The following is a 19,233-nucleotide window of genomic DNA, read 5'->3' as shown; positions in this document are numbered from 1 at the left end:
GCACATGACCGTCGATGAAGCCGCACGTGTGCCCGTCGTGATCGTCGGGGCCGGGCCGGTGGGCGTGACCGCCGCCCTCCTCCTGGCCCGGCGCGGAATCCGCAGTGTCGTCCTCGAACGCCACCAGGACGTCTATCCGCTCCCGCGTGCCGTCGCCACCGACGACGAGGTGTGCAGGATCCTGCAGGCCGCGGGTGTGGGGGAGGAGTTCGCCGCGATCGCCCGCCCGGCGAAGGGGCTGCGGCTGCTGGACGCCCGGCACCGGGTGATGGCCGAGTTCCGGCGCACCGAGCACGGCCACCACGGCTACCCGCAGACCAGCATGTTCGACCAACCCGAGCTGGAACGCGTACTGCGCGACGCCCTGGCCCGGCGCCCCGAGTGCGAACTGCGCGGTGGCGTGGAGGTCACCGGCGTCGGCCCGGACGCCACCGGCCCCGTCCGTGTCACCTACCGCGACGACACCGGCGATCACGAGCTGTGGGCCGACGCGGTCCTCGGCTGCGACGGCGCGGGCAGCCTCACCCGTGAAGCCATCGGCGGCGCATGGCAGGACCTGCGCTTCGAGGAACGCTGGAAGGTCATCGACGTCGACACGACAGGCCCCGTCCGCAGCTGGGAAGGCGTCGACCAGGTCTGCGACCCGGCCCGGCCGGCCACCTTCATGCGCGTGAGCGAGAACCGCTACCGCTGGGAGTTCCGGCTCGGGGAAGGACAAGAGACGGTCCGTGAGCTGGTCGCCCCGTGGCTGCCGCCCTCGTACGACGGGGACTTCGAGGTGGTCCGCGAGACGCAGTACACCTTCCGGGCCCGCGTCGCCGACCGCTGGCGCAGCGGACGGGTCTTCCTGCTCGGCGACGCCGCCCACCTCACCCCGCCGTTCATCGGACAGGGCCTCTGCTCCGGGCTGCGGGACGCCTACAACCTCAGCTGGAAACTCGCCCGTGTCCTCCAACAGGGAGGCGACGAACGACTGTTGGACACCTACGAGAGCGAGCGCAAGCCGCACGCAAGGCATGTGGTCCGCCTCGCGGTCGCCATGGGCTGGGCCATGACCGGCGGCCAGGACGGCGCCGCCGCGCTCCGCCGCCGGGTGCTGTCGGCCGCCTGCCGCATACCCGGCCTGACCGAACGGGCCGGCCGCGACCTCAGCCCGCCCCTCACCGCCGGGCCCCTGGTGCGGCGCGGGGTCCGCCGGGGCCTGGCAGGCACGCACTGCCCCCAACCGTGGGTGAGCGTCGCCGGACGACGTACCCGTCTCGACGAGGCGCTCGGCGACTCCTTCGCCGTGCTGACCGCCTCCGAACCCGGACCCTCCCTGACCGCGCTCGCGCACGGTCTCGGCGTGCACGCGCTCCCGGTGGCCGACCTAGGCGACGACGGCACCCTCGCGGCCTGGCTCCGCGCCGGACGCGCGGACGCGGTCCTGCTGCGGCCCGACCGCGTCGTGATGGACGTCGTCCCCTCGGGCGGCCGCGACTTCACGTCGACCGCCGCCTGGGCCCCCCTGCTGCACACCACACGAAGCCCCGTCCCTTCCGAATTGACCGCCCCGAAACGCCTGTTGAGGAGTACGACGCGATGAGCACGCCCTTCTTCACACCCGATCCGGAGACGGCGGCCGCCAGTCGCATCGCGGACTTCGCCCGGCTCCAGGGCATGGACCCGGGGGACTACGCCGCCCTGCATCAGTGGTCGGTCACCGACCTGGAGGGCTTCTGGGGTGCGGTGTGGGAGTACTTCGACATCGACGCCGACACCCCTTACGAGCAGGTGCTGGCCGAGGAGCGGATGCCGGGCGCCCGCTGGTTCCCCGGCGCCACCCTCAATTACGCCCACCATGCCCTGCGCAACCTGGCCGACGACGTGGCGATCATTGCCCTCGACGAGACCGGTGCCGGATACGAGGTGACCGGCGCCCGATTGCGTGCCCTGGTGGCGTCCGTGGCCGCCACCCTGCGCGACCTCGGCGTCGGCAAGGGCGACCGGGTCGTCGGCTACCTGCCCAACACCCCGCACGCCATCGTCGCGTTCCTCGCCGCCGCGAGCCTGGGCGCCATCTGGTCGGTGTGCGGACAGGACTACGCCCCCAAGGCAGCCGCCGACCGATTCGCCCAGCTCGAACCCACCGTGCTGATCGCCGCCGACGGCTACCTCTTCAACGGCACCACCCACGACCGCCGCGACGCCGTCCTCGAACTCGCCCACGCCCTCCCCACGTTGAAGGCGACCCTGCTGGTGGACCACATGGGCCTGCCCTGGCCGTCGCAGGCGTACCCGTCGCTGGTGGTCCCCTGGGAGGACGCGGCCACCCGTACCGAGGAACTCGCCTGTGTGCCGGTCCCGTTCGACCATCCGCTGTGGGTCGTGTTCTCCTCCGGCACCACCGGCCTGCCCAAGGGCATCGTCCACGGCCACGGCGGCGTGCTCCTGGAGCACCTGAAAACCCTGGGACTCCACTCCGACTTGGGCCCCGGCGACCGCCTCCTCTGGTACACCACCACCCACTGGATGATGTGGAACCTGGTCGCCTCCACCCTCCTCACCGGCGCCACGACCTGCACCTACGACGGCAGCCCGGCCCCCTTCGCCAAGCCCGACCGCCTGTGGGAGCTGGCCGCCCGTCACCATGTGACCGTCTTCGGCACCAGCCCCCAATACCTGCTGGGCATGGCCAAGTTCGGCATCGACCCGTCCGTCCACGACCTGTCGTCGATCCGCGTCGTCGGCTGCACGGGCTCGGCCCTGCCCGCCTCCGCCTACCCCTGGGTCCGCGAGCACGTCGGCGAGCACGTCCTGCTGGCCTCCATCAGCGGCGGCACCGACATCGTCTCCGGCTTCGCCGGCAGCGCCCCCAACACCCCGGTCTGGGCAGGCGAGTTGTCCGCGCCGCACCTGGGTGTGGCGCTCGCCGCGTACGACACCGAGGGCTTCCCCGTCATCGACCAGGTCGGCGAGCTGGTCGTCACGCGCCCCATGCCCTCGATGCCGCTGTCCTTCTGGAACGACCCGGAGGGCACCCGCTACCGCGACGCCTACTTCTCGGCGTACCCCGGGGTCTGGCGGCACGGCGACTGGATCACGGTCACCGGTCACGGCTCGGTGATCATCCACGGCCGCTCCGACAGCACGCTCAACCGCAACGGTGTACGGCTCGGCAGCGCCGACATCCACGACGTCGTCGAACGCCTCCCCGAGATCACCGAAGCCCTGGTCATCGGCGCGGAGGAACCCGACGGCGGCTACTGGATGCCGCTGTTCATTGTCCCGGCAGCCGGTGTCGAGCTGGACGACGCCCTGCGCGAGAAGATCCGCGACGCGATCCGCACCGGCGCCTCACCCCGCCACGTCCCCGACGAGATCCTCGAAGTACCGGGCATCCCGCACACCCGCACCGGCAAGAAGCTGGAGGTCCCGGTCAAGCGGCTGCTCCAGGGCGCCCCGGTCGAGCAGGTCGTCAACCCCGCCACCGTGGACAGCCCCGAACTCATCGACCACTACGCCCGGCTGGGCGCCGAGCGACACAAAGGCAGGTCCGCCTCATGACCGCCTTGCTCACCGTCGTCATGTCCCTGGTCTTCCTTCCGTCGGGGCTGGCGAAACTCGCCGCGGCGCCGGTCATGCGCCGGGCGGCGGCCCATGTCGGGATGTCGGTACGGCTCTATCGCGTCGTCGGCGCGCTGGAGGTGGCCGGGGTCGCCGGTCTGCTGACGGGTCTGGCCTGGATGCCGCTGGGCGTGGCCGCCGCGGCAGGCCTCGCCCTGCTGATGGTCGGGGCGGCGGTGGTCCACCTGCGCCACGGCGACCCGCTGCCCCGGGCCGTCCCGGCGGCCGTAATGGCCCTGATCGCCTTGACGTACGCGGCGACGGCGATGACCGCCGGCTGACGCGTCCTGTACGGCCGGCCCGAGCAGGTCGTGGCCGACTCCCAGGCCCGACGCCGTTCGCTGCCGTTGAAGCCGCGCGGGAGGGTGCGCTGACCTGCCGGGCGTCCGTCGACATCGCAACCCTCGGCTCGTGGCCTGCTCCGAGCGGATGGGCGGGTGCCACCCCAGTGCTACTGAGAGGTGGGCACGTGCGGGGAGCGGAGCACGAGCAGGGTGATCTCGCTGGGGGCGAAGACGCGGAACGGCGGGCCCCAGAAGCCGGTGCCGCGGCTGGTGTAGAGGAGGGTGCGGGTGCCGTGGCGGCTCAGGCCCGCGACGACGGGCTGGTCGATGCGGACCAGGTGGTGGAAGGGCCAGATCTGGCCGCCGTGGGTGTGGCCGGACAGCTGGAGGTCGATACCGTCGGCTGCCGCCCGGTGGACGAACTTGGGCTGGTGCGCCAGGAGCAGGACGGGGAGGTCGGGGTCGGCTCCGTCCAAGGCTCCGGCGAGATGGGCGCGGTGGCCCGGCAGGCCGGAGGACTCGGCGGTGACGTCGTCCACGCCGGCGACCACGAGGGTGTCGCCTCCGCGTTCGAGCAGCACGTGGCGGTTGCGCAGCGGCTCCCAGCCCAGCTCGTCCATCAGGTCGACCCAGCCCTGGGCCTCGCTGTAGTACTCGTGGTTGCCGGTGACGTAGACCCGGGCACGGGTGGCTCGCACCGTACCGAGGGGGGCGGCTTGGGCGCGGCGGCGTTCAGCCGTGCCGTCCGCGATGTCGCCCGTGTGGCAGACCACGTCGGCTTCCAGGCTGTTCACCGTCTCGCACACCCGGGCCGACCAGCGGGCGCGGTCGAGGGGGCCGTAGTGGGTGTCGGTGATGAGGACGACGCGGAGGCCGTCCAACCCGGCCCCCAGTCGCGGGAGTTGCACGTCCAGTCGGCGCACGCGGGGCACCCGGCGGGCTTCGGCGTAACCCCAGGCGAGTAGGAGGGCGGTTACGCCGAGGACAGTCCACGTGACGATTCGGGCCCGGTCCTGACTCTCGCCGACATCGGCCACGGTGAGGACGGCCCGCAAGAGGACGCCGAGCAGAACGGACCAGGTGAACAGCACCCAGCTGGTGCCGAGCAGGGTGTCACCGACGATCGCCGCCCGGTCCTGCTGGCGTCGGCCGTGTCCGCGCACCATCGCGAGCGGCATACCTGTCAGGCCGAGGGCGAACAGGGCGGTGCCGACCAGCGCGACCGGCAGCGGCCAGTGCTGCCCGGTGTACAGGAGCACCCAGCAGGGCACGGTCCACAGCAGGACGGGGGCGATGAGAGGGAGGTAGCGCATCAGGCGCTGAAGCCGGCTCCGCCGCGGCGCCTGTGCCTCACCCCCGACGCGCCGGGTGTTGCTGGTGTCCGTCACGCTTCCCCCAACCAGGCTGTTGTCTCGCGCACTGTATCCGGTCGTCCTGAAGCCGCGCCCCCAACCGGGTTCGTCGTGCGGCTGGGGGCGGGCTGGGGGGTGTTGACGGCGGCGGACGCTTCCGGCGGCGGATTCGCCGACGCGTCGGGTCACACTGTCACTGGATCGTCCAAGCCTGGTTGGACTGGTTCAGGGGCATGTACTGACTGATGGTGGCTCCGTTCGCCGTCGATCCGCCACCGACCTCCAGGGCCTGCTTGGTCTCGAAGTTGCGGATGACGTACCCGCCGCTGGTCGGCTCGAAGTACCACAGCTGGTTGTTGCCGCCGTTGTAGGTGTACTGCTGCAGATCGGTCCCCCTCCAGTGACTGGAGCCGTTGATGTCGAGGACCTTGCCGCTGTTCCTGTTGACGATCTTGTAGAGCTGGCCACTGACCGGGACGATGTTCCACTGCTGGTTGGTACCGCCGTTGCTCGGCCACTGGACGACGCTCCCGCCGTCGGCGGTGGAGGCCTGGTACACGTCCATCAGCTGGCCGCTGTTGACGTTCTTGATCGTGTAGTTCGTCGACGGGTTGGTGTTCGGCGTACCGGTCGCGTCCTCCAGCGCGCCGCCGGCCTGCTGGACACTGAAGTCGGCGATGAAGAAGTAGGCGCCGTCGGTCTTCGCGATGCGCAGGTAGCGGAACTTCTGGCGGACGTCGATGTTGCCCGTGAGTGTCGAGGCGAGCGGCAGGGTGGTGGCGCCCTGGCGTCCCAGCACGGTGTAGGTGGCGAAGGACGGGTCGTTGGAGCCACGGATCTCGAACTGGCTGCGCGTCTCGGGCTGGTCGAGGTCCTGGCGCGTCGTCAGGGAGAACTGTCCGAGCTGGTAGGCCTGCCCGAGGTCGACCTGCCACCAGGCCGAGGTGTCGCTGCCGGTCGGCGACCAGCCGGTCGAGCCGTTGTTGTCGACGGCGTTGGAGGCCGGCGTGCTGGAGCCGTAGACCGACGACGCGGACGCCGGCTTGTTGTAGGCGAGGTTGACCTTCGCCGCCAGCCCCTGGTAGCCGGACTCCAGACCGGATGCTTTGATCACCGAGTCGCCGGACGTCGTGTTGTTGGTGAGCGTGACGTTGGTTCCGTTGCGGTTCTGGTTGATGAATCCGTCGGTGTGGGACAGCACGTTGTTCGACAGGGTCATGTTGTCGGACCCCTCGTCGGTGTAGATGCCGGCCACGGCCGAGCCGCACGCGGCCGGAGTGCGTAGCAGGTCGTGGATGTAGTTGCCGTTGATGACCGTGCCCGGGTCGTTGGAGAGGTGGTAGATACCGGCGGAGTCGCACAGCCGGTTCATGACGTTGCCGATCCGGTTGTAGCTGATGCTGTTGTTGCCTTCGGCGTTGGCCGCCGACTGCCAGCCCCACCCCAGCGAGATGGCGGCCCACGGGGTGTCGGAGATGTCGTTGTGGTCGATGGTGGTGCTGTTGACGAAGCCCGCGTCGATGCCCGCGGTCCCCAGGTAGTCCTCGCCGATCCGGGTGATCAGGTTGTTCTTCACGGTGACGTTCTTGACCACCTCCCGGGCGTCCTCACCGGCCGGTGAGGCGGGCGGGTTGTAGACGGTGTGGTACTCCACGGTCGGGTCGGAGAACTTGCCGACCATGATCCCGTTGCCGGCGATGTCGGAGATGAGGTTGCCGGTCACCGTACTGTCGTGCACGCCGTGCGACAGGTCCAGGGCGCTGGCGCCCATCTGCGTGAAGGTATTGCCGGTGAAGGAGACGCGGTCGGCGTCCGCGGCCTGGACCCCGGCCGGCGGACGGCCGACGTACTGGTGGTTGGAGCTGTCGGCGGAGAGGTTGTAGTTGCCGCCCTGGCCATTGAGGTAACCGTTGTCCGTCGCTTCCATCCAGGTGGTCCGGGTGAAGGTGAGCCCGGAGAAGCGCAGGTCGTGGGCGGGACTGTCGAGGCTCGTGCCCTTGATGTCGAAGAGCGTGGGCAGCGCGGGTGCCTGCACGGTGGCCGTGGACATGTCCTCGCCGGGGCGGGGCTTGTAGTAGACGGTCTGCGCGGCCGTGTCGACGTAGAACTCGCCCGGTTCGTTGAGGAACTCGTGGGCGTTCTCGAAGTGCAGCGGCGAGCCGTCGGCGAGGACCGGGAAGGGCCGCTGGAAGAGGATGCCCGCCTCGTGATCCTGGATCGACACGTTGGCGGTGCCGCCCGCGGAGCTGATCGACTTCAGCCGCAGGTAGCTCTCGCCCCACTGCGTCTCCAGCATCATCTCGACCTTGCTGAGCTGGTCCCAGTTGGAGACCTGCGAACTGAGCACCTTCAGTAGCTTGTTGGTCTTGTCGCTGCCCTGCAGCTGGAAGTCCGAGCCGAGGTCGGGGTAGCGGGCGCGAGTGGCGCGGACGCCGTTGACGTAGAGCTGCCGGAAGTTGAGGCTGCCCACGGACGCCTTGTACTCGCCGTTCGCTGCCGCGGTCCAGCCGGTGATCGACTTGCCGCCGGTGATCACCGGGGTCTCGCCGTTGTACGCCTGGTAGACGACCGTGTGGCCGTTCGTGCCCGAGTCACTGGTGCCGAAGCTGATCGGGGCGGTGAGGGGGTAGGTGCCTCCGCGCAGGTTCACCACGATGTCGTCGGACATGTTCGCGTTCACGGCCCGCACCGCGGCCTTGGCAGCCTGGATGGTCTTGAAGGCGGAGGCGGTGCTGGTTCCTGAGTTGCTGTCACTGCCGTTGACCGGGTCGACGTAGAAGTTGGTCGTGGCCGCGTAGGCGGGTTGAGCGGGCAGTACGGCGGCGAAGACGACAGCAGCCGCTGCGAGCGCCTTGACCGTCCCCGCGCCGATGCGTAGGGGTCTCATCTGTAGCGTGTCCCTCCTCGAACCCCGTGTCTTATGAGTTGCATTTATCGGTGCAATGAGGCAGGTCGGTCAAGACGATAGGCACGCCTATTTTTCACTGACGCAACAAGCGGGACACGTCGACGCCTCAGTCGCGCATGGCGCCCACCGGCCCGAGGTTGGGAAACGTCGCAGGTGAGGAAGGCCTGGCGGCGGCGATCGGCCGCCGACCAAGTCCCTCCCGAGCCACTCCAGCGAAACCATCGTTCTCATAATGAGTAGTACTCATTTTGCTCCTGAGTGCTCCGGCTGAGCTCTGCCCCGACTTCTCTGCGAAACATGGCATGTATCGATAGAACGAACCAGCAACAAGAGGAAATAACGGTCTCTCTGACGCTCTGTCCGAGCACTTTCATCCACGTAACTGTTGACACGGCGCAGTTACATCACTGAACTTCATCCGTAACTCAGCGCATGGAGCCCAGAGCCGCCCCGACACCGGGAGTACACCTATGCCGTCAGGAAGAAGCCTGTCCCGACGTACCCTGCTGGGCTCCGCGGCCGCCGCGGTGGCCGCGAGCGCGCTGCCCGTGGTTCCCGGCGTCTCCGGCCTGCTCCCTGAGGCGGTCGCCGCGGACCTGCAGACCAGTCTCAGCAACCTGGTGAACTTGCGGTTCGGCATGTTCAACCACTTCAACATGGGCACGTTCACCAACCAGGAGTGGGCCGCGCCGAACCAGGATCCGGCTCTGTTCGCGCCCACGGCGGTCGACTGTGCCCAGTGGGCGGCGGCCGCCGCGGCGGCGAAGATGAGCTACGGCGTCCTGACCACCAGGCACCACGACGGCTTCTGCCTGTGGCCCAGTGCCCACAACAGCTACAACGTCGCCAACAGTTCCTACCGGCACGACGTCGTCGCGCAGTACGTGACCGCCTTCCGGGCCCAGGGCCTGAAGGTCGGCCTGTACTTCTCCGTCTGGGACCGCACTTACAACGTGCAGGCTTACGACACCCGCCACAAAGTCGCCGCCGACCAGGCGGTCCAGCCCGGCGACATCACTTACATCCTCAACCAGATCACCGAACTGCTCACCAACTACGGCACCATCGACATGTTCGTCACCGACGGCTACGCCTGGCAGATGGGCCAGCAGGCCGTCCCCTATCAGCGCATCAGGGAACATGTGAAGTCCCTGCAGCCCGACATCGTGATGATCGACCACGGCGGGCTGTCGGTGCCGTTCCTCGGCGACGCGATCTACTTCGAGGAGCCCCTCGGCATCACCTCACCCGCAGGCAACACCTATGCCTCGCTGCAGGGCCAGACGATCAGCAACGGGTGGTTCTGGCATCCGGCGACGCCCACGACCGATCCGATGAGCAGGGACTCCATCCTCTCCCATCTGACGGACCTGGAGCCCAAGTACACCTCGTTCATCCTCAACTGCCCGCCCAACCGCAACGGTGTGCTGGACACCAACATCGTCAACCGGCTCTCCGAGGTCGGCGCCGCCTGGCGCGGCCCCGACACCTCCCGGCCGCCCCTGCCCGCCCAGATGCTGCGCGCCGAACACCCGGTCACCCCCGTGGCCGCCTACGCCACCGACTACCACACCGGCGAAGGCCCCATGAACGCCATCGACGGGCTCAGCGACAAGGGCTTCGAGACCTGCTGGTCCACCTGGAGCCTCCCACTGCCCCAGACCATCACCGTCGACCTCGGCGGTGTGTGGAGCAACATCTCCACCCTGGAGTACCTGCCCAAGCAGTGGAACCGCACCAACACCACCGACGGTGACATCACCGCCTGCACCATCTCCACCAGCACCGACGGCACCACCTTCACCCAGGTCGCGACGGCCTCCTGGGCCGGCGACCGCACCACCAAAGTCGTCGAATGGCCTGCCGTCAACGCCGCCTTCGTCCGTGTCCGGGTCACCGCCGCCACCGGCGGCTACGCCAACATCGGCAACCTGCGCATCGGCGGCCGCACCGCGACACCGACCCTGGTCTCCACGCTTTTTCCCGGCGACGGCACCGTGTACCGCCTCGTCGCCCGCCACAGCGGCAAGGTCGCCGACGTCTCGGGTGCCAAGACCGCCAACAACACGGCCATCGTGCAGTGGCCCTGGTTGAACCACGCCAACCAGAAGTGGACGATAGCCCGGGCCGACTCCGGCTACTACAAGATCCGCAACGTCAACAGCGGCACACTCATGGAAATCGGCGGGCTCTCCCGTGTGAACGGCGGTGGCGCCGACATCTGGGGCGACGCCAACGCGCCCCAGCAGCACTGGGCCATCACCCCCACCGGCGACGGCTACTACCTCCTCACCAACCGGCTCAGCGGCCTGTCGCTCAACGTCGACAGCGGCTCCGCCGCCGACGGAGCCGCCATCAACCAGTGGGCCTACACCGCCGTCTCCCAGCAGCAGTGGCAGATCATCCCCTCGTAGGGCCGGGCGCGCGATCCGCGGCTCCCGAATACCTGTCAGCGCAGGGGGAGCGCCCGCGTGTGCTCGACGCGTACGGCGTCCAGGGACTGGGAGTTGAGGCCCAGGAGCCGCAGGATCGTCGGGGCGATCTGCGTGGTCCGCACCGCGTCGCCGACCCGCACCCCGTGCGGGGTGGCGGCGCCGGAGACGACGAGCGGGACGTCGAGGTCGTCGGCGTGGGCGCCCCCGTGCTCGGCGATCTTGCTCTTGCCGCCGGTGTAGACGACGCCGTGCCGGGTGATGCCGAACAGGTCGGGCACGCGTGAGTCGCCCGGGCGGACGTGGAAGTAGCGGGCCGCATCAGCACCCGCGTACAGGGTCTTCAGGCCGGATGACGTGAAGGGCTTGGCCGCGCCGTCGATGCCGGTGCCGGTGCCGGACTGGGCGAGCAGGTACGTCTTGGCGAAGTCGGTGGCGGCCTTGGAGCGGTCGGTGAGCCAGAGGAGCATCGCGTCGTCGTCCACGGCGTGCGCGACCAGGTCGCCGGCGCCCGGGTGGGCGGCCTTCCACGCGGCGTCGAGCCCGTCCAGGAGGGCACCGTCGTCGATGCGGGTCAGCGCCGTCGGGTCGGTCGGTGACTGGCCGTGCTTGGCCGAGAGGACGACCGTCGTGCTCTGGTCCAGGTGCTGCTCGTGGAGTTCGGCGAGGAACACCGCGACCTGCTGGTCGACGAAGTCGAGGTTCTTGGCGAGCAGTGGCCCGGGAACGCCCTTGGCCTGGTAGCCGCCCGTCAGCCCGTCGGAGGAGGGCAGCTTCTGGGCGGTCGACACCGACTGGAAGTTCATGCCGAAGACCGCGGGTGTGCCGACCCGGTGGGTGCGGCCGTGGTCGTAGCCGTCGATCTCGTTCAGCACGGCCCGCACCTTGTAGCCGTCGTACTGTTCGGTCGCCGCGTTGTCCTTCGTCCAGTCCTTGCCGGCGGGGTAGCCGATGGCCTGGCTGTTGATCTCCGGGGCGAACAGGTCCTGGATGCCGTTGCCGCTCGGGCCGTTGAGGATGTCGTAGGCGACGTGCTTGTCGGACCACGCGGTGCGCAGCCCTGCCTTGCGGGCCACGTCGAAGACCGTGTTCACCTTCAGGTAGCCGTGCGGGTAGAGCGGCTTGCAGGTCTTCGGGTCGACCGGCAGCTTCGACGGGTCGATGAGGCTCGCGGCGTCTCCCGTCATCTTCAGGATGCTGCCGGGCAGACCCGTAAGGCCCTGGCCGGCGTCGAGGGAGTCCTTGTTCTTGTCGAGGTCCTCGGTGAGGTCGACCTCGGCACCCGGCTCGGTGCCCGCGCAGGCGGTCGTGCCGGCCGGGAGGAGCGTGGTGTCGTAGGTGTCGTCGTAGTAGACGCCCGTGGTGCCCGGGTCGCCGCCGGTGAGCTGGCCGACCATGCCGGGGAACGAGTCGGAGGGGACGGTGGTTCTCGCGTGCGTGTACTCGACACCGCCGCGGGCGAGTCGGGCGAGCGCCGAGTCGGGGTGGCGGTCGATGTACCAGGCCAGGTCGGACTGGTGCAGGCCGTCGACGGACAGCAGCAGGACGTGCCGGGCGCGAGCGGGTGCCTGCGCGGGAGCATGTGCCGCGGCGGGTGTGATGGCCGTGGCGGTGAGGGCACCCGCGGCGGCGAGCGCGGCTGCGGCCGCGGCGACGGGACGGACTGGACGTCGGAACAACGGTGCTCCTTGGTTGTACGGCGCGGGGGGGCGGCGGCGAACCGTGCAACGACATGGGAAGGGCAGAACGTGTACGGGAGCGGACGTACGCACCGGGTCCTGCCCAAGAAACGCATCGGCGCACGCAAAGAGGCCCGCTGCCGTCGGGCTGCGGCCGCACTCGGCGAAGGCGCCGTCATCGGAGGCGACCGCCGTCACCGGCACACCAGGTGGCCGACCGCCTCCCACCGGATCCCGGACAACTCCCTTACGGCCGACGGGCCTTCCTCTCGGGGGTGTGTCTGGCCTCAGCGCCCCTGTGTGAGCAACTCGCCCGCGGCCCGCTCCACGTCGTCCTCCGACACGAGCACCAACTGCGCCGCCTGGCCCAGGGGGACGAAGCTGTCGAGGCTGGTGACCCGTCGGACGGCGCCGGTGAATCCGGCGTCGACCAGGGCGGTGACGACTCCCTCCGACACGCCTCCGGTACGGCGGGTCTCGTCGACCACGAGGACGCGGCCCGTCGCCCGGGCTTCGCGCAGCAGGTCGTCGACGGGCAGGGGGGCCAGCCAGCGCAGGTCGACGACCCGGCAGTTGATGCCCTGCTGCTCCAGCCGGCGGGCGGTCCGCAGCGAGATGCGCAGACCGTTGCCGAAGGTCACGAGGGTCAGATCCGTGCCTGTGCCATAGGTGCGGGCCCGGCCGATCGGTACGTGCTCGGCTGGCGGTGGGTAGGCCGTGAGCCAGGCGTTGTCACCGTCCGAGTGGAGATCCCGGGTGTGGTAGAGCGCGATCGGTTCGAGGAAGGCGCTGATCGTGCCGTCCACTTTTGCCGCCGCCACGCAGGTGCGCAGCATCGCGGCGGCATCGTCGGGGCGGGAGGGGGAGGCGATGACCAGGCCGGGAATGTCACGCAGCACACCCACCGCGTTGTCGTTGTGGAAGTGGCCGCCGAACCCGCGCTGGTAGCCGTAGCCGGCGATGCGCACCACGAGGGGGTTGCGGTACTGCCCCTGGGAGAAGAACTGCAACGTGGCTGCCTCGCCGCGCAGTTGGTCCTCGGCATTGTGCAGGTAAGCCAGATACTGGATCTCCGCCACCGGCAGCAGCCCGGAAAGGCCCGCGCCCAGCGCGAGCCCGAGGATGGCCTGCTCGTCGAGGAGCGTGTCGAAGACCCGGGCGGTGCCGAACCGCCGCTGAAGGCCCCTGGTCAGTCCGTAGACCCCGCCCTTGCGGCCGACGTCCTCGCCGAAGACGACCATCTCCGGGTGGCTGCCGAGCAGGTCGGCGAGTGTGTGGGTGATGGCCTGGGCGACCGTGACGGGCTCGCCGACGGGCGCCGCGGACGTTTCGCTCGTACGGCGTGCCGCAGTCGCCACGAGATCGGCGCGGCGGGGGGCGAGGGGGGCGGCGATCTGTGCGGCGGTGCCGAGGGGCTCGCTTTCCAGGGCCTCCTTGGCGACGGCGAACACCCGTCCGCCCACCTCGTCGTACCGGTCGAGAATTTCCTGCGGGGTGCGGACGCCCGTCGTGGTGAGCAGGCGGGCGGTGGCCAGCAGCGGGTCGCGTCGCAGGTCCGCGGCGACGTCGGAGGGCATCCGGTAGGCGGCTTCGGCGTCCGAGCCCGCATGGCCGAGGAAGCGCACCATCGACAGGTGCAGGAAGGCGGGTCGGCGGTGCTTGCGTACATGGGCCACCGCCTCGCGGGCGGTGTCGTAGGCGGCCTGCGGATCGCAGCCGTCCGCGGCGAAGTAGGCGAGGGCGGGCCGGTCGCCGTAGGCGCGCCGCACCCAGTCGGGCGGGGTCGGCACGCTGATGCCCAGGCCGTTGTCCTCGCAGACGAACAGGATGGGCATCGGCAGGCCCTGATAGGCGGCGTGGCAGGCGCTGTTGATGGCGCCCGCCGCCGTGGAGTGGTTGACCGAGGCGTCACCGAAGGAACAGCACACGACGGCGTCGGAGGGCCAGGCGCACTCGGTCCCGAGCCGCCTGGCGCGGGCGATGCTCCACGCCACTCCGACGGCCCGCGGCAGGTGGGAGGCGATGGTCGACGTCTGCGGGACGACGGCCAGTTCGCGGCGCCCGTACACCTTGTGCCGTCCGCCGGCGATCGGTTCCTCGGCCCCGGCGGCCACCCCCAGCAGCATGTCGCTGACCGCGTCGACGCCGCCGGCCTGCCTTGCGCGTGCGCAGTAGAAGGCACCGGAGCGGTAGTGCAGCAACGCCGGGTCGGTGGGCCGCAGCGCGAGGGCGAGCGCGGCGTTGCCCTCGTGCCCGCTCGATCCGATGGTGTAGTAGCCGCGGCCCTGCTGCTGCATCCAGCGCGCTGCGGCGTCGGTGTGCCGGCTCTCCAGCTGGGCGTCGAACAGGTCCAGTGCGGTACGGGTGTCCAGCGAGCTCGACGCCTGGGCGGCAGGCCGCAGACCGGCCACCGCCTCGCGGAAGTGCCGGTCCAGGTCCTCGACGCCGCTCACAGACGGAACGCCATGTCGGGTTCGAGCGCGGCCACGTCCATCTGCGCCTTCTGCAGCCGGCCGGAGTGGTCCCAGTTCATCGACTGCCACCGGGTGAACTGGTCGAGCACCCACTGCCCCGACTGGCGAGAGCCGTTGCCCGACTTGCCGTTGCCGCCGAACGGCAGGTGCGCCTCGGCTCCGGAGGTGGTGTTGTTGACGCTGACCATGCCCGCGGAGATGCCGCGGCGAAACGTCCACACCTCGTGCGGGTCGGTGGTGTAGATCGCGGCGGACAGCCCGTAGCCGTGGGCGTTGGCCAGGTCGAGGGCCTCGTCGAAGGTCCGGTAAGTCGTCACTCCGACGATGGGGCCGAAGGTCTCGTTGAGGAACAGGTCGTCGTCGCGGCGCACCCCGTCGACGATCACCGGGTGGTAGAACATGCCGGCTTCCGGCTCTCCTACGAAGCCCTTGCGCGGATTGTCGGCCGTGATCCGGCCGATGCCGTCGGAGCCGTAGGTGCGGTGGTGGTCCTTGATCCAGCCGAGGAAGGTCTCGTAGCGCTGCGCGAACCGCTCGTCGAGCATCGGGCCGTACAGGACGTCCTCGAAGGCGTCGCCGATCCGGGCCGCGCGGCTCGCGGCGTCGAAACGGGCGAGGAAGTCCTCGTGCACGGACTCGTGCACGACGAGCGTCCCGAGCGAGGTGCAGCGCTGCCCCGCGGTACCGAATCCGGAGAACAGCGCGCCCTCCACCGCCAGGTCGAGGTCGGCGCTCGGGGTGACGACCTGAGGGTTCTTGCCGCCCAGCTCCAGACACGGGGTCTGCAGGTGGCTTCCGCACAGGGCGCCGATCTTCTGCCCGACCAGCGTCGACCCGGTGAAGCCGACCTTGTCGACCAGCCCGGCGTCCAGGGAGGCCTCCAGACCGGCGTACGTCTGCTCCCCGTCGGCGAGTACGAGGTTGAGCACGCCGTCGGGCAGGCCGCCGCCGTGCACGAACAGATCGAAGAGGGCCTTGGCGCTCGCGGCGGCGTACTCGGCGGGCTTCCACACCACGGTGTTGCCGGTCACGAGGGCCGGCACGAGGTACCAGGCCGGTACGGCCACCGGGAAGTTGCCCGCGGTGATCACCGCGACCGCGCCGACGGGGTTGCGGAAGGTGAACAGCTGCTTGTCGGGCATCTCCGAGGGCACCGTCTGCCCGTACAGCCGGCGGCCCTCGCCGAGGAAGAAGTCGCAGGTGTCGATGATCTCCTGCACCTCGCCGAGCGCCTCCGCGAGCGGTTTGCCGATCTCTTCGGTCACGATGCGGGCGAGCCGGTCCTTGTTGGCCTCGACGAGCCGGCCGATCTTCCCGATCGCGGATCCGCGCACCGGCGCCGGGACGTCGGCCCAGGATCGCTGCGCCGCCTTCGCGGCCTTGGCGGCCTCGACGAACGTCGAGGCGTCCCCGAGCGAGATCTCGGTGACCAGCTCGGCGGTACGGCCGGGATTGGGGCGTTGGAGGGTCCCGCCGGGAGCGCCGGCGACCGGGTGGCCGGCAACGATCGAGGCGACGGAACGGGCCATGACATTGCTCCTTGTCCGCTGGGGTGAGGCGGTGTCCGCAGGGCGGGTCAGTGCAGGCCGGCAAGGACCCGGTCGAGTGCACGCAGGGCGAGGCCGAGCTCGTCCTGGGTGATGGACAGGGCGGGACGGAAGCGCATCGAACGCTCACCGCATGGCAATGCGATCACCTGCTCCTCGGTGCGCAACCGGCGTACCGCCTCGTCACGGACGCCGCTGTCCGGCAGGTCGATGGCGGTCATCAGCCCGCGCCCCCGCGCGTTGGACGCCACCGCCACGTGCCGGACCTCCAGATCACGCAGTTCGGCCAGGAACCACGATCCCACGGCGGCGGCATGGGCCACCAGATCGTCCCGCTCGATGATCTCCATGATGCGCCGGGCGCGCACCATGTCCACCAGCCCGCCTCCCCAGGTGGAGTTGATCCGCCCGGAGACCCGCAGGACGTTGTCGGGGACCTGGTCGACCCGGCGGCCGGCCATGATGCCGCCGAGCTGGACCTTCTTGGCGAAGGCCACGATGTCCGGCTCCAGGCCGAGTTGCTGGTAGGCCCAGGTGGTGCCGGTGATGCCCACACCGGTCTGCACCTCGTCGAGCACGAACAGCGCGTCGTACTCGTGGCAGAGCGCCTGCATCGCCCGCAGGAACTCGGGCCGCATGTGGTTGTCGCCGCCCTCGCCCTGGATCGGTTCGGCGATGAAGCAGGCGACGTCGTGCGGGTGGGCTTCGAACGCCCGCCGCGCCTGGGCGAGGGCCCTCTGCTCGGCCTCCTCCACCTCGGCGAGGTGGCGTTCGAGGGGGAAGCGCATCGCGGGTACGTCGATGCGCGGCCAGTCGAACTGCGGGAAGCGGGCCGTCTTGTTGGGCTCGGTGTTGGTGAGCGAAAGGGTGTAACCGCTGCGGCCGTGGAAGGCGCGGCTGAGGTGGAGCACCTTGGTGCCGAGCTCGGGGGAGCGGCCCGCGGCCTCGTTGCGGCGGCTCTTCCAGTCGAACGCCGTCTTCAGCGCGTTCTCGACGGCGAGTGCGCCGCCTTCGACGAAGAACAGCCTGGGCAGCTCCGGGTCGCCCAGCACCCGGGCGAACGTCTCGACGAACTCGGCGTAGTGCGTGGTGTACATGTCGGGGTTGGCGGGCTTGTTGGCCGCCACCTGCGCAAGCAGGGTCATGAACTCCGGATCGTCCACGATGCCCGGCGCGTTGAGGCCCAGCGGAGCCGAGGCGAAGAACGAGTAGAGGTCGAGGAACTTCTCACTGGTGCGTGCGTCGACGATCCACGAGCCGCGACTGGCGAGTGGGTCGAGCACCAGCTTGAAACCGTCGGTGAGCACATGACGGCCGAGTCTTTCGTGCACCTCGCCCGGATGGATCGTCGACGCAGCAGCAACCGTCATGGGGCACCTACTCTCGATAGCCGCGAACAGGAGATGTTTCGTCAGTCACGAGGAGTAACGAAATTATCTTAGGTGTGTGGCTGAGACAGCCGCAAGATTTCGTTCACGAGTAGATGTGAACGCCGCCCGTGTCGGCACGTCCGGCGACTCCTCCGGCGTTACCGATCATGACTTAGGCCGATTGTCAGTGGTGCGTCCTACTCTCGCCATATGACCTACTGCGTCTGGCACAGGGGCCTCGGCATCACGCTCGATCTGACCGAGGCGGACCTCGGGCACCCCGAATACCCGCGGCTGCTCGACGAGATCTACGGCAATTACCAGCCGGACCTTCTGTACTGCCTGGAAGCCCATGAGGAGGAGGGGTTCATCTGCCCCGGCTTCATGGCGATCCGCAAGGTCAACGGCCGCCCGCACGCCATGCACGTGGCCAAGGGGGAACGCCCCGAGACGAAGGCCGAAAGCGATCTCCACAAGGCGCTGAGGGAATACACCGTCAAGGTCGCGGCGGGGGAGGGGTTCCGGGTCACGGAGGAGGGGGCCGAGAGCGGAAAGAGGCGCACGGACGTGACCGTGGAAGGCGGCGACAGTCACCGGCTCGCCTACGAAATACAGCTTGCGGCCATAGCCGGCGGTTCCGTCGACGAGCGCACCCGCAGCGCGTTCCGGGACGGCCTCACCCCGCTGTGGCTCGTCAACAACGAGAACGCGATCCCCATCGACCGCGCCCCCTGGGCCCGGCTGAACGTGCAGAGCTGGCGGGATGTGACCGACCGTGCGGCCCTGCCGGTGCGCGGCGGCGTCAAGCAACTGCACATGTCCCGCTGCGACTGGAGCAATCCGGTGCCGTGCCCGCAGCAGGGCGCCGGACGGTGCGGCGGGCGGCACGCGCTGTGGGAACCGGTGCGCGGCCTCTACTACGACGACGTCATCCGGCGTACGGCCACGGGCGAGCTCGTCTCGCTCTACCTGCCCCACCCGGCAGGTCGGCGCGGCTGGCACATGTGGGTCACCCCCACGGACAAGGACGAGTTCCTCGAAGGCCGCCCCGAACCCCTGCCCGGCCAGGCGGCGGCGCCCCGTGCGGGCGCAACGGGTCTCGTGCCCACCCCTCGGGCCGGCGCGTGGGAGGCCGGTGACCGCCTGGAGGGAGGGCTTCGCAGCGAGCTCACCCGGGCGCGTGACGACGAACGGCCCATCGACGCCTCGCTGTGGCACACCGAACCGGGGTCGTCCGAATTCTCGCGGCCCTTCACCGTGGGCGAGTTCGTCATACCCGGCGATCTGGTGGCCGCCCGCCGGACCTTCACCCGGGCCCTGGAGCACTGTGCGGACATCGCCGCGCGCCTGCCCAGCGGCGCGGACATAGCGGCCGGGCGTGCCGAGATCACCGGCGAGCAGCGGGAACGCCTCGCGGACGCCCGCGAGCGCTGCCGGCGTCTCGCCGAGGAGATGCACACGCACCCCTGGTGGGAGACGGTCGGCGACCGTCATGCCGCACGGGAGGCACTGACGCACGCCGCGACCCACGACACGGGATCCTGGACTTTTCGTCCAGAGGATGGACCAGTAGTCTAGGCG

At 69.8% G+C, this 19,233-nt stretch carries 11 protein-coding genes; 5 read left to right on the top strand and 6 right to left on the bottom strand.

What is annotated here, in order from left to right:
* Positions 1 to 4: 4 nt before the first annotated feature.
* The 3 genes from mhpA to ABT254_RS44995 are packed head-to-tail and all read left to right on the top strand — an operon-like array spanning position 5 to position 3,887.
* The gene (gene mhpA / locus ABT254_RS45005) at positions 5 to 1,585 is read left to right on the top strand and encodes a bifunctional 3-(3-hydroxy-phenyl)propionate/3-hydroxycinnamic acid hydroxylase MhpA (RefSeq protein ID WP_351483523.1); all 1,581 of its coding nucleotides are present in this window, start codon (positions 5 to 7) and stop codon (positions 1,583 to 1,585) included.
* A complete protein-coding gene (locus tag ABT254_RS45000) occupies positions 1,582 to 3,546 on the top strand; it encodes an acetoacetate--CoA ligase (RefSeq protein WP_351483522.1) in 1,965 nt (654 codons plus the stop codon). Before mhpA ends, ABT254_RS45000 begins: the two co-directional genes overlap by 4 nt.
* Positions 3,543 to 3,887, top strand: a complete 345-nt coding sequence (locus ABT254_RS44995; protein ID WP_351483521.1) for a DoxX family protein — start codon at positions 3,543 to 3,545, stop codon at positions 3,885 to 3,887. Before ABT254_RS45000 ends, ABT254_RS44995 begins: the two co-directional genes overlap by 4 nt.
* A 170-nt stretch (positions 3,888 to 4,057) precedes the next feature.
* Here ABT254_RS44995 and ABT254_RS44990 read toward each other — a convergent pair whose 3' ends face one another.
* On the bottom strand, positions 4,058 to 5,278 hold the full coding sequence (locus tag ABT254_RS44990) for a metallophosphoesterase (RefSeq protein ID WP_351483520.1): 1,221 nt from the start codon (positions 5,276 to 5,278) through the stop codon (positions 4,058 to 4,060).
* A 157-nt stretch (positions 5,279 to 5,435) separates the two neighbouring features.
* The gene (locus tag ABT254_RS44985; RefSeq protein WP_351483519.1) at positions 5,436 to 8,129 is read right to left on the bottom strand and encodes an RICIN domain-containing protein; all 2,694 of its coding nucleotides are present in this window, start codon (positions 8,127 to 8,129) and stop codon (positions 5,436 to 5,438) included.
* A gap of 491 nt (positions 8,130 to 8,620) precedes the next feature.
* On the opposite strand from ABT254_RS44985, the gene ABT254_RS44980 reads away from it, so the two are divergent.
* Positions 8,621 to 10,564: an RICIN domain-containing protein gene (locus tag ABT254_RS44980; RefSeq protein ID WP_351483518.1), complete on the top strand. Its 1,944-nt coding sequence runs from the start codon at positions 8,621 to 8,623 to the stop codon at positions 10,562 to 10,564.
* A gap of 35 nt (positions 10,565 to 10,599) precedes the next feature.
* Here the strand turns inward: ABT254_RS44980 and ABT254_RS44975 are convergent, their stop codons facing one another.
* The 4 genes from ABT254_RS44975 to lat all read right to left on the bottom strand — a co-directional run bounded on the left by ABT254_RS44975 (position 10,600) and on the right by lat (position 17,652).
* Positions 10,600 to 12,261, bottom strand: coding sequence for an alkaline phosphatase family protein (locus tag ABT254_RS44975; RefSeq protein WP_351483517.1), 1,662 nt, complete (start codon positions 12,259 to 12,261; stop codon positions 10,600 to 10,602).
* A gap of 287 nt (positions 12,262 to 12,548) precedes the next feature.
* Positions 12,549 to 14,714, bottom strand: coding sequence for a thiamine pyrophosphate-dependent enzyme (locus ABT254_RS44970; protein WP_351483516.1), 2,166 nt, complete (start codon positions 14,712 to 14,714; stop codon positions 12,549 to 12,551).
* Positions 14,711 to 16,264 (bottom strand): aldehyde dehydrogenase family protein, encoded by a 1,554-nt coding sequence (locus ABT254_RS44965; RefSeq protein ID WP_351483515.1) that lies wholly within the window; start codon positions 16,262 to 16,264, stop codon positions 14,711 to 14,713. Before ABT254_RS44965 ends, ABT254_RS44970 begins: the two co-directional genes overlap by 4 nt.
* 47 nt (positions 16,265 to 16,311) lie before the next feature.
* Positions 16,312 to 17,652, bottom strand: a complete 1,341-nt coding sequence (gene lat / locus ABT254_RS44960; protein WP_351483514.1) for an L-lysine 6-transaminase — start codon at positions 17,650 to 17,652, stop codon at positions 16,312 to 16,314.
* A 210-nt stretch (positions 17,653 to 17,862) separates the two neighbouring features.
* Between lat and ABT254_RS44955 the strand changes: the two genes are divergently transcribed.
* Positions 17,863 to 19,230: a competence protein CoiA family protein gene (locus tag ABT254_RS44955; RefSeq protein ID WP_351483513.1), complete on the top strand. Its 1,368-nt coding sequence runs from the start codon at positions 17,863 to 17,865 to the stop codon at positions 19,228 to 19,230.
* Positions 19,231 to 19,233: the final 3 nt, after the last annotated feature.

Origin of the sequence: Streptomyces sp. NPDC001137, from assembly GCF_040298885.1 — a bacterium.
GTDB lineage: Bacteria > Actinomycetota > Actinomycetes > Streptomycetales > Streptomycetaceae > Streptomyces.
The sequence above is the reverse complement of the archived record's forward strand: the minus strand, read 5'-3'. Positions and strand labels throughout refer to the sequence as shown.